This is a genomic window from Streptomyces sp. NPDC027962, assembly GCF_055566095.1.
In genome coordinates this window covers 215,299-228,753 of the sequence record NZ_JBVHTA010000004.1, presented here as the reverse complement: position 1 = coordinate 228,753, position 13,455 = coordinate 215,299, and the positions used below count along the sequence as shown (strand labels likewise).

The 13,455-nt window shown below is 70.4% G+C and carries 14 protein-coding genes; 6 read left to right on the top strand and 8 right to left on the bottom strand.

The window, feature by feature from the left end; translation table 11 throughout:
• The first annotated feature begins 103 nt into the window (after positions 1–103).
• The 3 genes from ACZ4SA_RS05865 to ACZ4SA_RS05855 all read left to right on the top strand — a co-directional run bounded on the left by ACZ4SA_RS05865 (position 104) and on the right by ACZ4SA_RS05855 (position 4,131).
• On the top strand, positions 104–1,549 hold the full coding sequence (locus ACZ4SA_RS05865) for a glyceraldehyde-3-phosphate dehydrogenase (protein ID WP_468270240.1): 1,446 nt from the start codon (positions 104–106) through the stop codon (positions 1,547–1,549).
• A gap of 175 nt (positions 1,550–1,724) precedes the next feature.
• Positions 1,725–2,291, top strand: a complete 567-nt coding sequence (locus tag ACZ4SA_RS05860; RefSeq protein WP_468270238.1) for a PadR family transcriptional regulator — start codon at positions 1,725–1,727, stop codon at positions 2,289–2,291.
• A gap of 115 nt (positions 2,292–2,406) precedes the next feature.
• The gene (locus ACZ4SA_RS05855) at positions 2,407–4,131 is read left to right on the top strand and encodes an acyl-CoA dehydrogenase family protein (protein ID WP_468270236.1); all 1,725 of its coding nucleotides are present in this window, start codon (positions 2,407–2,409) and stop codon (positions 4,129–4,131) included.
• 570 nt (positions 4,132–4,701) lie between these two features.
• Here ACZ4SA_RS05855 and ACZ4SA_RS05850 read toward each other — a convergent pair.
• From ACZ4SA_RS05850 to ACZ4SA_RS05835, 4 genes are all read right to left on the bottom strand, one after another.
• A complete protein-coding gene (locus ACZ4SA_RS05850) occupies positions 4,702–5,070 on the bottom strand; it encodes a hypothetical protein (protein WP_468270234.1) in 369 nt (122 codons plus the stop codon).
• 334 nt (positions 5,071–5,404) lie between these two features.
• The gene (locus tag ACZ4SA_RS05845; protein ID WP_468270232.1) at positions 5,405–5,755 is read right to left on the bottom strand and encodes a hypothetical protein; all 351 of its coding nucleotides are present in this window, start codon (positions 5,753–5,755) and stop codon (positions 5,405–5,407) included.
• Between the two features lie 322 nt (positions 5,756–6,077).
• A complete protein-coding gene (locus ACZ4SA_RS05840; RefSeq protein WP_468270230.1) occupies positions 6,078–6,596 on the bottom strand; it encodes a metallophosphoesterase family protein in 519 nt (172 codons plus the stop codon).
• Positions 6,597–6,660: 64 nt separating this feature from the next.
• Positions 6,661–7,293, bottom strand: coding sequence for a type III effector protein (locus ACZ4SA_RS05835; protein ID WP_468270229.1), 633 nt, complete (start codon positions 7,291–7,293; stop codon positions 6,661–6,663).
• Positions 7,294–7,478: 185 nt separating this feature from the next.
• Here ACZ4SA_RS05835 and ACZ4SA_RS05830 point away from each other — a divergent pair, with 185 nt between their 5' ends.
• The 3 genes from ACZ4SA_RS05830 (at position 7,479) to ACZ4SA_RS05820 (ending at position 8,884) form a co-directional block, all read left to right on the top strand.
• Entirely contained in the window at positions 7,479–7,913 is a 435-nt protein-coding gene (locus ACZ4SA_RS05830; protein WP_468270227.1) for an Hsp20/alpha crystallin family protein, read from the top strand.
• A 104-nt stretch (positions 7,914–8,017) separates the two neighbouring features.
• Positions 8,018–8,407 carry a DUF2267 domain-containing protein gene (locus ACZ4SA_RS05825; protein WP_468270225.1) on the top strand — a complete coding sequence of 130 codons (390 nt, stop codon included), beginning with the start codon at positions 8,018–8,020 and terminating at the stop codon, positions 8,405–8,407.
• A gap of 72 nt (positions 8,408–8,479) precedes the next feature.
• The gene (locus ACZ4SA_RS05820; RefSeq protein ID WP_468270223.1) at positions 8,480–8,884 is read left to right on the top strand and encodes a DUF2267 domain-containing protein; all 405 of its coding nucleotides are present in this window, start codon (positions 8,480–8,482) and stop codon (positions 8,882–8,884) included.
• A gap of 433 nt (positions 8,885–9,317) precedes the next feature.
• Here the strand turns inward: ACZ4SA_RS05820 and ACZ4SA_RS05815 are convergent, their stop codons facing one another.
• The 4 genes from ACZ4SA_RS05815 to ACZ4SA_RS05800 are packed head-to-tail and all read right to left on the bottom strand — an operon-like array spanning position 9,318 to position 13,445.
• Positions 9,318–10,409: an acyl-CoA dehydrogenase family protein gene (locus ACZ4SA_RS05815; RefSeq protein ID WP_468270221.1), complete on the bottom strand. Its 1,092-nt coding sequence runs from the start codon at positions 10,407–10,409 to the stop codon at positions 9,318–9,320.
• Between the two features lie 29 nt (positions 10,410–10,438).
• The gene (locus ACZ4SA_RS05810; RefSeq protein ID WP_468270335.1) at positions 10,439–11,428 is read right to left on the bottom strand and encodes an acyl-CoA dehydrogenase family protein; all 990 of its coding nucleotides are present in this window, start codon (positions 11,426–11,428) and stop codon (positions 10,439–10,441) included.
• Positions 11,428–12,597 (bottom strand): acyl-CoA dehydrogenase family protein, encoded by a 1,170-nt coding sequence (locus ACZ4SA_RS05805; RefSeq protein WP_468270219.1) that lies wholly within the window; start codon positions 12,595–12,597, stop codon positions 11,428–11,430. Before ACZ4SA_RS05805 ends, ACZ4SA_RS05810 begins: the two co-directional genes overlap by 1 nt.
• A complete protein-coding gene (locus ACZ4SA_RS05800; protein ID WP_468270217.1) occupies positions 12,597–13,445 on the bottom strand; it encodes an enoyl-CoA hydratase in 849 nt (282 codons plus the stop codon). Before ACZ4SA_RS05800 ends, ACZ4SA_RS05805 begins: the two co-directional genes overlap by 1 nt.
• Positions 13,446–13,455 lie beyond the last annotated feature (10 nt).

Sequence of the window (13,455 nt, the reverse complement as noted above, 5' to 3'; positions counted from 1 at the left end):
TGCCGCTCACCTGCCCGGCGCATCCCGCTCAGGGGTACCGCTTGAGAGATCGAACTGGTGGCGGGTTAGCATATGAGCGCCGCCTAGCTCGAAAGATAATCCTGTGACTGTCAATGACGACTCGTTCACCAATTGGAAGAACCGCGAGGAGATCGCGGAGTCGATGATCCCCATCATCGGGAAGCTGCACCGCGAGCGGGACGTGACCGTCCTGCTGCACAGCCGCTCGTTGGTGAACAAGTCGGTGGTGAGCATCCTCAAGACCCACCGATTCGCCCGGCAGATCGCCGGTGAGGAACTCTCGGTCACCGAGACCCTGCCCTTCCTCCAGGCCCTCACCACCCTCGATCTCGGACCGTCCCAGATCGACATCGGCATGCTCGCCGCGACGTACAAGGCCGACGACCGCGGACTGTCGGTGGAGGCATTCACCGCCCAGTCCGTCGCCGGCGCCACGGGCGAGGGCAAGATCGAGCGCCGCGAGCCGCGCGACGTCGTCCTCTACGGCTTCGGCCGCATCGGCCGGCTCGTCGCCCGCCTGCTCATCGAGAAGGCCGGCTCCGGCAACGGTCTGCGCCTGCGCGCCATCGTCGTCCGCCAGGGAGGTGACCAGGACATCGTCAAGCGCGCCTCCCTGCTGCGCCGCGACTCCATCCACGGCCAGTTCCAGGGCACGATCACCGTCGACGAGGCGACCAGCACGATCGTCGCCAACGGCAACACCATCAAGGTGATCTACGCGAACGACCCGTCCGAGGTCGACTACACGGCGTACGGCATCAAGGACGCCATCCTCATCGACAACACGGGCAAGTGGCGCGACCGCGAGGGCCTCTCCAAGCACCTGCGTCCCGGCATCGAGAAGGTCGTCCTGACGGCTCCGGGCAAGGGCGACGTCCCGAACATCGTCCACGGCGTCAACCACGACACGATCAAGCCGGACGAGCAGATCCTGTCCTGCGCGTCCTGCACCACCAACGCGATCGTCCCGCCGCTGAAGGCGATGGACGACGAGTACGGCGTCCTGCGCGGCCATGTGGAGACCGTCCACTCGTTCACCAACGACCAGAACCTGCTGGACAATTACCACAAGGCCGACCGCCGCGGCCGCTCGGCGCCGCTCAACATGGTCATCACCGAGACCGGTGCCGCCTCCGCCGTCGCCAAGGCGCTGCCCGACCTCAAGGCGCCGATCACCGGCAGCTCGATCCGTGTCCCCGTCCCGGACGTCTCGATCGCCATCCTCAGTCTGCGCCTGGGCCGCGAGACCAGCCGTGACGAGGTCCTCGAGTACCTGCGCGACGTCTCGCTGCACTCGCCGCTGAAGCGCCAGATCGACTTCACCACCGCCCCCGACGCCGTTTCCATGGACTTCGTCGGCTCGCGTCACGCCTCGATCGTCGACGCCGGCGCCACCAAGGTCGACGGCGACAACGCGATCCTCTACCTGTGGTACGACAACGAGTTCGGTTACTCCTGCCAGGTCATCCGCGTCGTCCAGCACGTCTCCGGTGTCGAGTACCCGACGTACCCGGCTCCGGTGATCTGATTCGGCGGATTGCCGCCCGAGTGTTCGAAGGCCCCTGTGCTTGGGCGACGTTTACGCGTCGTCATCGCACGGGGGTCTTCGTCATGCCAGGTCCGGGGGAGAACTCCGGGTGAGCCGCGTCTCACCGGGCCGCCGCCACTTGTCTATGCAACGAGTTGCATAGAACGATGAGGGTATGGCGCTCGAACACGCGATCCTCGTCTCCCTGCTGGAGCAGCCGGGCTCCGGATACGAGCTGGCCCGGAGGTTCGACCGGTCCATCGGATACTTCTGGACCGCCACCCACCAGCAGATCTATCGCGTGCTCAAGCGCATGGAGAGCGACGGCCTGCTCGATCTCCGCGAGGTGCCGCAGCAGGGCCGGCCGGACAAGAAGGAGTACTCCGTCGCCGGGCCCGGCCGCGCCGCCCTCGCCGAGTGGCTGCACGAGCCGATCGAACCCGAGAGCCTCCGCCACGACCTCGCCGTGAAGATCCGCGGCGCGGCCTTCGACGAACCGGCCGCGCTGCTCCGTGAGGTCGAGCGGCATCGTCAGGTGCACAGCGACCGGCTCGCGCACTACCTGTCCGGTGAAGTACGCGACTTCACCGGGCCCGACGCCCCGGCACAGCCCCACGCGGGGCAGGAGCTGCAGCATGTCGTGCTCCGCGGCGGCATCGCGTACGAGCGGATGACCATCGCCTGGCTCGACGACGTACTCGCCACCCTCCGCCGGCTCGGCGCGTCCCACCCGCCCGCCTGAACCGCCACGCCCTCTGCACCCGTAATCCGTAATCCGTAATCCGTAATCCGTAATCCGTAATCCGTAACGCACGATCCGCGATCTCCACCCTCAACTCCTCGGAAGGCGAACACCCATGGCCGACCCGCTGCTGTTCAATCCGCGCACCTACGACCCGGCGCACTTCGACCCCGAGACCCGCAGGCTCCTGCGCGCCACCGTCGACTGGTTCGAGGACCGCGGCAAGCGCCGGCTGATCGAGGACTACCGCACTCGTTCCTGGCTGGCGGACTTCCTCGCGTTCGCCGCCAAGGAAGGGCTGTTCTCCACCTTCCTCACCCCGTCCTCCGCCGCCGGACCGCAGGACCCGGACCGGCGCTGGGACACCGCCCGGATCGCCGCGCTCAACGAGATCTTCGGGTTCTACGGCCTGGACTACTGGTACGCGTGGCAGGTGACCGTCCTCGGCCTCGGCCCGGTCTGGCAGAGCGACAACGCCGCTGCTCGTACCCGCGCGGCGGAACTCCTCTCGCAGGGCGAGGTGTTCGCCTTCGGCCTGTCCGAGAAGACCCATGGCGCCGACATCTACTCCACCGACATGCTGCTGGAGCCCGACGGCAACGGCGGCTTCCTGGCCAGTGGTTCCAAGTACTACATCGGCAACGGCAACGCTGCCGGTCTTGTCTCCGTCTTCGGCCGTCGCACCGACATCGAGGGCCCGGACGGTTACGTCTTCTTCGCCGCCGACAGCCGCCACCCGGCATACCACCTCGTGAAGAACGTCGTCGACTCCTCCAAGTACGTCAGCGAGTTCCGTCTCGCGCAGTACCCCGTCGGCCCCGACGACGTCCTGCACACCGGCCGCGCCGCCTTCGACGCCGCCCTCAACACCGTCAACGTGGGCAAGTTCAATCTCTGCACCGCCTCGATCGGCATCTGCGAGCACGCGATGTACGAGGCCGTCACCCACGCGCACAACCGCATCCTGTACGGCCGCCCCGTCACCGCCTTCCCGCACGTGCGCCGCGAGCTGGCCGACGCCTACGTCCGACTCGTCGGGATGAAGCTGTTCAGCGACCGGGCCGTCGACTACTTCCGCTCCGCAGGCCCCGACGACCGCCGCTACCTGCTGTTCAATCCGATGACGAAGATGAAGGTGACCACGGAGGGCGAGAAGGTCATCGACCTCATGTGGGACGTCATCGCCGCCAAGGGCTTCGAGAAGGACAACTACTTCGCCCAGGCCGCCGTAGAGATCCGGGGCCTGCCCAAGCTCGAGGGCACGGTCCATGTGAACCTCGCGCTGATCCTCAAGTTCATGCGCAACCATCTGCTGCATCCGGCCGAGTACGCGCCGGTGCCGACCCGTCTCGACGCGGCCGACGACACGTTCCTCTTCCAGCAGGGACCGGCACGCGGCCTGGGCTCCGTGCGCTTCCACGACTGGCGCACCGCCTACGACGCGTACGCCGAGGTGCCCAACGTCGCCCGCTTCCGCGAACAGGCCGACGCCCTGTGCGATTTCGTCGCCACCGCCGCACCTGACGAGGAGCAGAGCCGCGACCTCGACTTCCTGCTCTCCGTCGGCCAGCTGTTCGCGCTGGTGGTGCACGGGCAGCTGATCCTGGAGCAGGCCCGCCTGACGGGCTTGGACGAGGACGTGCTCGACGAGCTCTTCTCCGTCCTCGTACGCGACTTCTCGGCGCACGCCGTCGAACTGCACGGCAAGGACTCCGCCACCGCGGAGCAGCAGCAGTGGGCACTCGGCGCGGTCCGGCGGCCCCTGGCCGACGCAGCGCGCTCGGCGCGCGTCTGGGAGCGGGTCGAGGCACTGTCCGGCGCGTACGAGATGGCGCCGTAACGACGCTGTCGGCGCGGCAGGGGAGCGCATCCCTCGGCCTGTGGCCCACCTGGCCCACCGTGCTCGTCGCGCGGTGGGCCATGCGTACTGCTCAAGCGCCCGCGGCAAATGGCAGCGGGCGGAAATGTCAACGCCCCGTACGCCGATGCCTTCCCCGCGCCGGCTCCGACTCGTCGATGTCGGCGGGACCGTCGGCGAACTCGTCGGTGTCCGTGGGGAAGTCGCCCTCGGCGTAAGCCGGTTCGAGGAACAGGCCGTGATACGCAGGCGAGGAGGGCGAAGCCGGAGGCTTCAAGGATGCGGTGGGCTGAGCAGCGGACACGGTGTTCCCCCGGAGGTTTCAAAGAGACGGCTGATGCGCACGGACATGCCCGGCCGGACCGCCCGCGTTGCTTCCCTGTGCCCGCACCGACCGAAGAGGTGGGGGCACGGCGCGGATTGTTGTGCCGCCGTCGGTATATGTGTGACGGAGACATGCTTGCACAGACATCGGATGAGCAGCCAACCGAATCCCGGTGCGGACGCTCTCGCCCCGAGTACCCTCGCCGGACCGCACGCCTGCCAGGAACGCTACGCCGCGGTCGTGACGTCGGCCGCCGGTAGGGCGGACCTTGCCTCGGCCTTCAGCGTCCCGCGGGCCTCCACCCGCTTCTCGGCCTCGACGGTGTCCCAGTAGGGGTGCGTGGCGATGCGGATCGAGAGGTCGGTGCATTCCATCCGCAGCCGCTTCACCAACCGCTTCTGCTCCTCGGTCCAGCCGGGGCTGTCCTCACGGCCACCGGTGACCTGACCGGTGTGCGGATGCTCGGTGCCCGGCCAGCCCGCCATGGGCTCCACGCTCCACGGCAGCGTGCGGCAGAGGGCGGCCAGCTCGGAGGTTGCCTGGTGAAGGCGCGTTTGCGCGGTACGCAGATCGTCGGGAAAGTCGGTTCCGGCCATGCACGAAACCATACTCCTGTTCGATTTTAAATGGCGAGTGCGACACGGCAGGAGTCCCGCTCCTTCGCGCAGGCAAGGTCTTCGGACCCACCTGCGAGTGGTGCGTGGGTCCCGGCGAGACATGGCCGGGGGTCGGCGAGCAAGATCCAGGCGCTCGGTACGCCGGCCGGACGTGCTGACCCACCTGGCGGACAGCGACGGCATCGTGTTAGTCAACGACGTTCCGTGGTGCTGGGTCGCAGAAGGCGCTGAGGCTCGAGTCCCGCGTCTCGACCGACGAGTTGTGGGAGCAACCGCCCGGTTCCTCAGGTCGCCTTCGCCGAAACCGCGCCGGTCAGGCTGCCGCTGTGAACGCCGTGGAGATCGCGGTGTCGGTGCGGGCATGGATGACGAGGCGGGTTCCGGTGGTGTCGGCGTTCGACTCGAGCAGACGCCGGGCCGGGGCGCTGTGCGTGGCGACGGACATCAGCACCCCGAGGTGGTTGCACATGCGGTGGGCTCTGAGCACGGCGCTGACCGCCGCACTGCCGGCGGCCGGTTCCTCGAGGACGATGACGACGGGGGCCGGCCGGTGGAGGTGGACGAGATCACTGATCTCCTTCGCGAGCGCTGCCCGCTGACCGATGCCGGGGTCGGTGTGCACAGTAATGACCAGGACGCCGTGTTCGATCAAGTGGGACAGCATCACTGCCTCCGATTCCTGCCCTCATGGGGGCGAGCTTGGCTGTAGTGAAACCGTCCCGTCCAGGGTTCGCAATGTGCCACGCGAGCGGTGAGAACCACGCCGCCCCATCCGGTAGCGGCCCGAAGGGCAGGAGCAGCGCGCATGCAGCCGCGCGGCGCTCCCGTGCCGCCTCTCGCGGTCACGCGCGCCACGCGTCCGTTCGGGTGAATCTCGACGCTTCGGGCCGCCCACCGGGGCACTCGCGGCCGTGCCGTACGGGGCACGCGTAAACGGCGGCACAGCGCAAACGGCACACCCGTGAACGGTGCACAGCGCACCGCGGTCAGCCGGAGGCGCGACCACCTCGTGGTGGCAGGCGGTGCAGCCGGACGCCGGTCAGCCGGCCTTCGGTGACGCGGGCCTTCATGAACGTGCAGTGCGGCTGCCGTCGACGGTCCGTGGGTGAGCCGGGGTTGAGCAGCCGCAGGCCACTCGGGGCCGTGGTGTCCCACGGAATGTGGCTGTGTCCGAAGACGAGTACATCGAGGTCGGGGAACCTGGCGGCGCATCTGTCCTCGCGCCCGGCGGCGGGACCCGTCTCGTGGACGACTCCGAACCGGAGTCCGCCGAGTTCGGCGCGGGCGACCTCGGGCAGCCGCGTCCGCAGTTCAGCTCCGTCGTTGTTGCCGTATACGGCCACGAGGCGCGCCGAACGGGCCTCGAACAGATCGAGTGTGGCTTCGTCGGCCCAGTCTCCCGCGTGGAACACCACATCGGCCTTGTCGAGCTCTGCGAGGAGCTCCGCGGGCAGGTGCCGCGCGCGCCTGGGGACATGGGTGTCCGAGATCAGCAGCAGTCGCATGCGCCTACCCTGCCGAACCGCTGGGGGCGGTGCAGCCGGTGTCCAGCACTCACGATGCCGACGTTCAGGGGGCGGCGGTGCGGCGCTGGTCGCCGCTGTTCTGCCGGAGTTGCTCCATCGTCCGCGTGATGTCCTCGACCCGGGCAGCGAGTTCGCGGTGGTGATCCTGCAGGTGCGGGCGGGTGTCGGCCAGGGGGGCGACGAGGTTGGCGGCGTCGTTGTCGGCGAGGGCGCGCGAGAGGTTGCGCAGGGGAGCGTCTGCTCGGGTGGGCAGGTCGGTGAGGGCCGTGATCTGGCCGGCGAGCCGGCGCAGGTCGGCTGCGTGGCCGCGGGCCCAGGCGGTGACGGTGCGGTCGGCGGCGCGCCGGTCGCGGGTGGCCTGGACGCGTTCTTCGCCGGTGGAGCCCTCGATGCCGGGGCGCAGTCGCAGGTAGCGGCGCTCGGCCGCCTGGCGGCTGGCGACGCCAAGGGGGTGGGCCAGGTCGGCCCAGCTGGCGCCGGCGTCACGGGCCGCCTCGATCAGGCCGGTCTCCCAGCCGGCGAGCTGGTGGCGCACCTCCCGCAGCAGGAGCAGGGCCGCGAGGGCCTGGTCGGGGCCTGCCGGGTCGGTGCCGCGGGCACGTCCGTCTCCGTGGTCGCTGTCGACGTCGGTGCGTGCTTCACGAACCGCTTCGTCGATGGCCCTCAGGGCGGTCATGGCGGCGAGGAACGAGGCGGGACGGCTTGGTGCCGTCGGCGGGTCGGCTGGTGGCATCTGGTTTCTCCGATCACGTCACCCTTTGGGTGACGTCGAGCTTGTCATCGTTTCGATGACATGTTACAACGGTGACAGGTGAAAGCGCATTGGCACTACTGCCCTGAACCATCTGGAGGTGTTTCGCGATGTTGATGCGCACCGACCCGTTCCGCGAGTTCGACCGGCTCACCCAGCAGCTCCTCGGCACGTCCGGTACCTGGTCGAGGCCCTCGGTGATGCCGATGGACGCCTACCGCGAGGGCGATCAGTACGTCGTCGCGTTCGACCTGCCCGGAGTGAGCCAGGACGCGATCGACATCGACGTCGAACGGAACATGCTCACCGTGAAGGCCGAGCGTCGCCCGGCCACGAAGGCCGACGACGTGCAGATGGAACTGTCCGAGCGGCCGCTGGGCGTCTTCTCCCGCCAGATCGTGCTGGCCGACACCCTCGACACGGAGAACATCACGGCGGACTACGATGCCGGTGTCCTCACGCTGCGCATTCCCATCGCCGAGCGCGCCAAGCCTCGGAGGATCAGCGTCAGCGCCGGCACCGGGCAGAAGCAGATCAGCAGCTGAGGCAGTGCCTCACGCACACAGCGGCGGAGGACGGGACGGGCCGTGATCTCCCCCTCCCGGACCCGTCCTCCGTGCCGCCGGACAAGGGGGCAGCGGTGGTGCACATGAAATGGCATGAGTTCCTCAAGGCCGTCCAGGAGCGCGGCGAATACGGGTCGACGCAGGAAGCAGAGCGGGCGGCCCGGGTCGTCCTCGGCCTGCTGGGCGCCCACCTGGTCGGAGAGGAGAGGGCGGAGCTCGCCGCACGACTGCCGGAGACCTTCGCCCTGATTCTGCTCAATCCGCTGCGGGCAGCCGAACCGCTCGATGCCGAGCGCTTCGTGCGCGCGACAGCGGCCTGGATCGAGGGGGCGACGGAGCAGACCGCGAAGTGGGACGTCAGCGCCGTCCTGAGCGTGGTCGCCGACGCGGCCGGCGAGGGCCTTCTGCGCCGCGTCCTGCTTCAGCTGCCCCCGGGTTACGACCTGCTCTTCGGCCGCCCCGGCGCGGCCTGAATCTCACCCGCCGCCGTCCCGACGCCGCCGTCGAGCGGCGTGGGACGGCCGTCAGGAAGGAATCCCACGATCGTGAACTGGCAGCAGCTCGTCCATGACGTTCGTGTCTCGGGCCGGTACGCGAGCAGCGCGGAAGCCGAACGCGTCGTCCATGCGGTGCTGACCGTGCTGGGTGGCCACGTCAGCGGCGAAGAACGCTGCGAACTGGCCCGACTTCTGCCCCCGCACGCCGCTGAAGTGCTGGTCGGCCAGGCCCCGTTGCCCCAGCCCCTGACCGCACCCGCCTTCGTCGACGCCGTCGCCGATCACGTCGCGTCCCTCAGTCCGTCCGAGGCCCGCTGGGCCACAGGCACCGTCCTCACCCTGCTCGCCGACCATGCGGGCGAGAGCCTCACCCGTCGCATCCTCGCCGAACTGCCGCGCGGTTACGCCCTCCTGTTCGGGCGGGCCGAGCTCATCCCCGCCGCTGCAGCATGAGCGCGGGCACCATCCCACGCCCGCCGGCGTGGTGCGACCACGGGAGCAGTCCGCTGTCCGCGGGCACCCCACCGAAGGACACCGTGATGACGCAGGACGAAGACCTGACGGTCGGCATCGGGCGAGTCGACGGCCGAGTCACCGTGACCGTGGTGGGGGAGATCGACATCTTCCCGGCGGGAGGCGCACGAGCGCGGCATCCCGTTCCGCCTCACGGGGATGAGATCGCCGCTGGTGCGGACGCTGCTCCGATGGACCGGAACGGCGAACGTCCTGACGGCCGACGATCAAGGATGACGCGGGCTCGTCACCGTTCCGGGCGACAGGTGCGCCGCGCCCTGGGCGTACGGGACCGTGAAGCGCCCCGCCGGCGTCGGCTTCGGGCACCCCTGGCGTCGGACCGGCGCCCTCCACCGGGGGCGCCGGGCCCGCCTCACCCTCCCTGCCCGGCCGGAACTCCGTCGAGCCCCAGTCCCGCGGCGAGCCGGGCGCGATGCCATGCCGGCGGGCCGAAGAGCCGGCTCGAGCCGTGCGCGCGCTTGAAGTAGCGGTGGGCGTCGTGTTCCCAGGTGATGCCGATGCCGCCGTGCAGCTGGATCATCTCGCCCGCCACCCAGGAGAACGCCTCCGAGCACGCCGACTTGGCGACCGCCGCGCAGCGGGTCAGGTCGGGTGACCCCCCGGCTGCCGCGAAGGCCGCGCCGAGCGCGGCCGAACGCGCCGACTCGACGAGCACGTAAGCGTCCGCGAGCCGGTGCTTCACCGCCTGGAAGGACCCGATGGGCCGCCCGAACTGGATGCGGTCCATGGCGTGCGCGACGGTGAGCTCGAGGCAGCGCTCGGCTGCACCGGTCTGCTCGGCGGCGAGCGCCGTGCAGGCCAAGTCCAGTACGTGCCCAAGGATCCGCTCTCCGTCGCCGTCGGTGCCGACGAGCCGGCCCCCGGCACCGCGGAGGACCACCCGCGACTGCGCCCGTGACCGGTCCATCGTGGCCACCGGTTCACGGCTCACCCCCGCGCCGTCCACGGCCACCTCGAAGAGCGAGACCCCTGCGTCCGTACGGGCCGCCACGAGCAGAACGTCGGCTGCGCAGCCGTCCAGCACATGCTCCTTGGTCCCGTCGAGCCGCCACGTCCCGCCGGGCCGGCGGGTGGCTGCGCAGCAGGGCGCCGTCGGATCCCACGAGCCCCGCTCGGCCCAGGCCAGTGCCCCTGTGGCGCGGCCGGCGGCGAGCTGCGGCAGGAGCCGCGCGCATGCCGCTTTGTCGTCCGAGGCGAGCAGCGCCTGCACCGTGAGAACGGCGGAGCCGAGGAAGGGAACGGGACTGAGGCCTCGCCCCAACTCCTCCATGACCACGTGGACTTCTGTCGCACCGCAGCCCGCCCCGCCGTACTGCTCCGGAACGGCGAGGCCCGCGCCCCCGATCTGCTCGGTGAGGGGACGCCAGGCCGTCGCGCCCTTGTGGTGGGTCAGGAGCGACCGTACGGCAGCCCGCAGTTCCTCCTGCTCCTCGGTCGGTCTCATGGGTGCGCTCCTGTCCGTGGCGGCCGCTCTCAGGGGGTGAGGACGCGGGCCCGGCATGCGGCGGGGGTGCCCCAGGCCGACCGCAGTGCGCGGGCCTTGCGCATCCACAGCGACAGCTCCAGCTCGTCGGTGTAGCCGATGGCGCCGTGGATCTGCAGAGCGGTGCCGGCCGCGGTGCAGGCCGCCTCGCACGCGGCCACCTTCGCTGCCGCGATCTGGCGACCGGAGTCCGGATCGCTCTGCGCCAGGGCGAGTGCGGCGGCATGGAGCAGCGGTTCGGCGAACTCGAGGCCGATCAGGGCGTCGGCCAACCGGTGCTTCACCGCCTGGAAGGACCCGATCGCCACACCGAACTGGGTCCGCTGTCCGGCATGGGCGACGGTACGGGCCAGCAGGGTGCGGCCCAGCCCGTGCGACTGGGCGGCCGTGACCAGCGCGGCGACGTCGGCGGCGTGTGCGGCTGCGGCCTTCACGGCGTGGCCGCGCGCCACGAGTTGTCCGCCCGGGGGGCGGAACAGCCGGCGGGCCGGATCGAGGGACATCTGGACGGGCCCGGCCCGGTCCGACAGCCGTACGGTGTCGCCGTCGACAACGAGGACCGCGTCGGCGGCGTCGGCGTCCAGGGCGTAGGGGCCGTCGGCGGAAAGCAGACAGAGTGAGGCCACGGTCTTGCCGGTGGCGATGCCGGGCAGCCATGCGCCGGCCGCCGTCTCGTCGCCGAGCCGGTCGAGGAGGGCCGCGGCTGCCACCGTCTCGACCAGCGGACCGGGCACGGCATGGCGGCCCAGTTCGGTGAAGGCGACGCTCAGTTCCACCGGCAGCGTCCCCAGGCCGCCGTGCCGCTCGGGTACGGCGAGTGCGAAGACCCCGGCGTCGGCGAGCCTCGCCCACAGTGCGCGCCCCGGGCCGTGGTCGCCTGTCGCCCAGGCACGCGCCACGCCCGGGGTCCCGGCCGCCGTGAGCATGCCGTCGAGGGAGCGGGCGAACTCCCGCTGCTCGTCGTCGGGGAGAAACCGCATCACCGGCGTCCCTTCGGCAGGCCGAGCAGCCGCTCGGCGATGATGTCGCGCTGGATCTCGTTGGTGCCGGCGTAGATCGGACCCGCCAGGGAGAATGTGTACCCCTCGGCCCACCTGCCGTGCGCAGGCGCTTCCGGGGCCCCGTCCGCGAGCTCCCCGTACGGGCCGAGGACATCCAGGGCCGTTTCGTGGAGGGACATGTCGAGCTCGGACCAGAAGACCTTGTTCAGGCTCGACTCGGCGCCGATCACGCCGCCGGCGGCGATGCGCGAGGCAGCCGCGTAGGTGAACAACCGGTAGGCGCGGGCGCCGATCACCGCGTCGGCGACCCGGTCGCGCAGGGCCGTGTCGGACGGATCCGCCCTGTCGCGCCACAGTGCCGTGAGGCGGTCGGCCGCGGCGGTGAAGCGGCCGGGGCTGCGCAGCGTCAGCCCGCGCTCGTTGCCTGCGGTGCTCATGGCCACCCGCCAGCCCTGGCCGGGCGCGCCGATGACGTCCTCGTCGGGCACGAACACCTTGTCCAGGAAGAGCTCGGCGAAGGCGGGCTTGCCGTCGAGCCGGCCGATGGGCCGTACCGTCACGCCCGGAGCGTCGAGCAGGAACATCAGATACGTCAGCCCGTGGTGCGGCCTGCCGGCACCTGGGTGGCTGCGGAAGAGGCCGAAGGCGCGATCGGCGAAAGCGGCGCGGGAGGACCAGGTCTTGTGGCCGTCGAGCAGCCAGCCGCCGTCGGTCCGCACGGCGGTCGAGCGCAGGGAGGCGAGGTCGGAGCCGGAGTCCGGTTCCGACCACGCCTGGGCCCAGATCACGTCGCCGCTCGCCATCGGCGGCAGGATGCGGGCCCGCTGCTCGTCGGTGCCGTGCTCGAACAGCGTGGGGGCGAGCAGGCTGATGCCGTTCTGGCCGACCCTGCCCGGTCCGCCCGCCGCGTAGTACTCCTCCTCGAAGATCAGCCACTCGAGGGTCGAGGCGCCCCGCCCTCCGTGCTCCTTCGGCCAGGAGACCACCGACCATCGGTCGGCGAACAGCATGCGCTCCCATTCCCGGTGGGCGGCGAATCCCTCCGCGGTCTCCAGTGAGGGCAGCGGGACGTCCGGCACATGGTCGTCGAGCCAGGCGCGGGCTTCGGCACGGAATGCCTCCTCGGCGGAGGTGAAGCGCAGGTCCATCAGGAGCCCGCCTCTTTCATGGCGCGGACGTCCATGCCGGACAGGGCGTCCGAGGCCGTCTCGGCGTTGTGAGCGTGAGCGAGGTGGTGCAGCCCGAAGACCGAGTCCATGCCGGTGTGCATGCCCTGAAGATCCTCGGCCTGATTGACCGCACGCTTCGTGAGTGCCAGCCCCATGCGTGGCATCTCGGCGATCCGCTTCGCCATCTCCATGGCCGCGTCCGGCAGTTCGGCGCGGGGGACGACACGGTTGACCATGCCCACCTCGTAGGCGCGCCGGGCGCTCATCCGCTGGCCGGTGTAGAGGAACTCCCTGGCGATCCGGGGCGGCATCACCCACGGGTGGGCGAAGTACTCGACCCCGGGGATGCCCATGCGGACCACCGGGTCGGCGAAGAACGCGTCGTCCGAGGCGACGATCAGGTCGCACACCCAGGCGAGCATCAACCCGCCCGCAATGCAGGCGCCCTGGACCGAGGCGACGACCGGCTTGGGCAGTTCACGCCAGCGGCGGCACATGCCCAGATACACCTCGGACTCGCGGGCGAAGCGGCTCTCCGCGCCGGCCTTGTCCGAGTGGTCCCACCACAGTCCGGCCCTGCGCTCGAACGGGAGATGGGCGTCGCGATCCGGGGTGCCGATGTCGTGACCGGCGCAGAAGTGCGTACCCGCTCCGGCGAGGACCACGACCTTGACGTCGTCGTCTGCGGCGGCCCGGTAGAAGGCTCGGTCGAGGGCGTAGGTCATCGCGGAGTTCTGGGCGTTGCGGTAGGCGGGCCGGTTCAGGGTCACCAGGGCGATCGGGCCCCGGAGTTCGTAGCGGACCGGCTCTGCGGGGGCAGCGGACATCCGGCTCCTT

Bases quoted from the DNA above. Each gene is read 5' to 3' on its own strand.
- ACZ4SA_RS05835 (WP_468270229.1), bottom strand. From the start codon at position 7,293: ATGACCGCCCTGAGGGCCATCGACGAAGCGGTTCGTGAAGCACGCACC.
- ACZ4SA_RS05855 (WP_468270236.1), top strand. From the start codon at position 2,407: ATGGCCGACCCGCTGCTGTTCAATCCGCGCACCTACGACCCGGCGCAC.
- ACZ4SA_RS05810 (WP_468270335.1), bottom strand. From the start codon at position 11,428: ATGCGGTTTCTCCCCGACGACGAGCAGCGGGAGTTCGCCCGCTCCCTC.
- ACZ4SA_RS05825 (WP_468270225.1), top strand. From the start codon at position 8,018: ATGAAATGGCATGAGTTCCTCAAGGCCGTCCAGGAGCGCGGCGAATAC.
- ACZ4SA_RS05845 (WP_468270232.1), bottom strand. From the start codon at position 5,755: ATGCTGTCCCACTTGATCGAACACGGCGTCCTGGTCATTACTGTGCAC.
- ACZ4SA_RS05830 (WP_468270227.1), top strand. From the start codon at position 7,479: ATGTTGATGCGCACCGACCCGTTCCGCGAGTTCGACCGGCTCACCCAG.
- ACZ4SA_RS05860 (WP_468270238.1), top strand. From the start codon at position 1,725: ATGGCGCTCGAACACGCGATCCTCGTCTCCCTGCTGGAGCAGCCGGGC.
- ACZ4SA_RS05840 (WP_468270230.1), bottom strand. From the start codon at position 6,596: ATGCGACTGCTGCTGATCTCGGACACCCATGTCCCCAGGCGCGCGCGG.
- ACZ4SA_RS05850 (WP_468270234.1), bottom strand. From the start codon at position 5,070: ATGGCCGGAACCGACTTTCCCGACGATCTGCGTACCGCGCAAACGCGC.
- ACZ4SA_RS05805 (WP_468270219.1), bottom strand. From the start codon at position 12,597: ATGGACCTGCGCTTCACCTCCGCCGAGGAGGCATTCCGTGCCGAAGCC.
- ACZ4SA_RS05815 (WP_468270221.1), bottom strand. From the start codon at position 10,409: ATGAGACCGACCGAGGAGCAGGAGGAACTGCGGGCTGCCGTACGGTCG.
- ACZ4SA_RS05800 (WP_468270217.1), bottom strand. From the start codon at position 13,445: ATGTCCGCTGCCCCCGCAGAGCCGGTCCGCTACGAACTCCGGGGCCCG.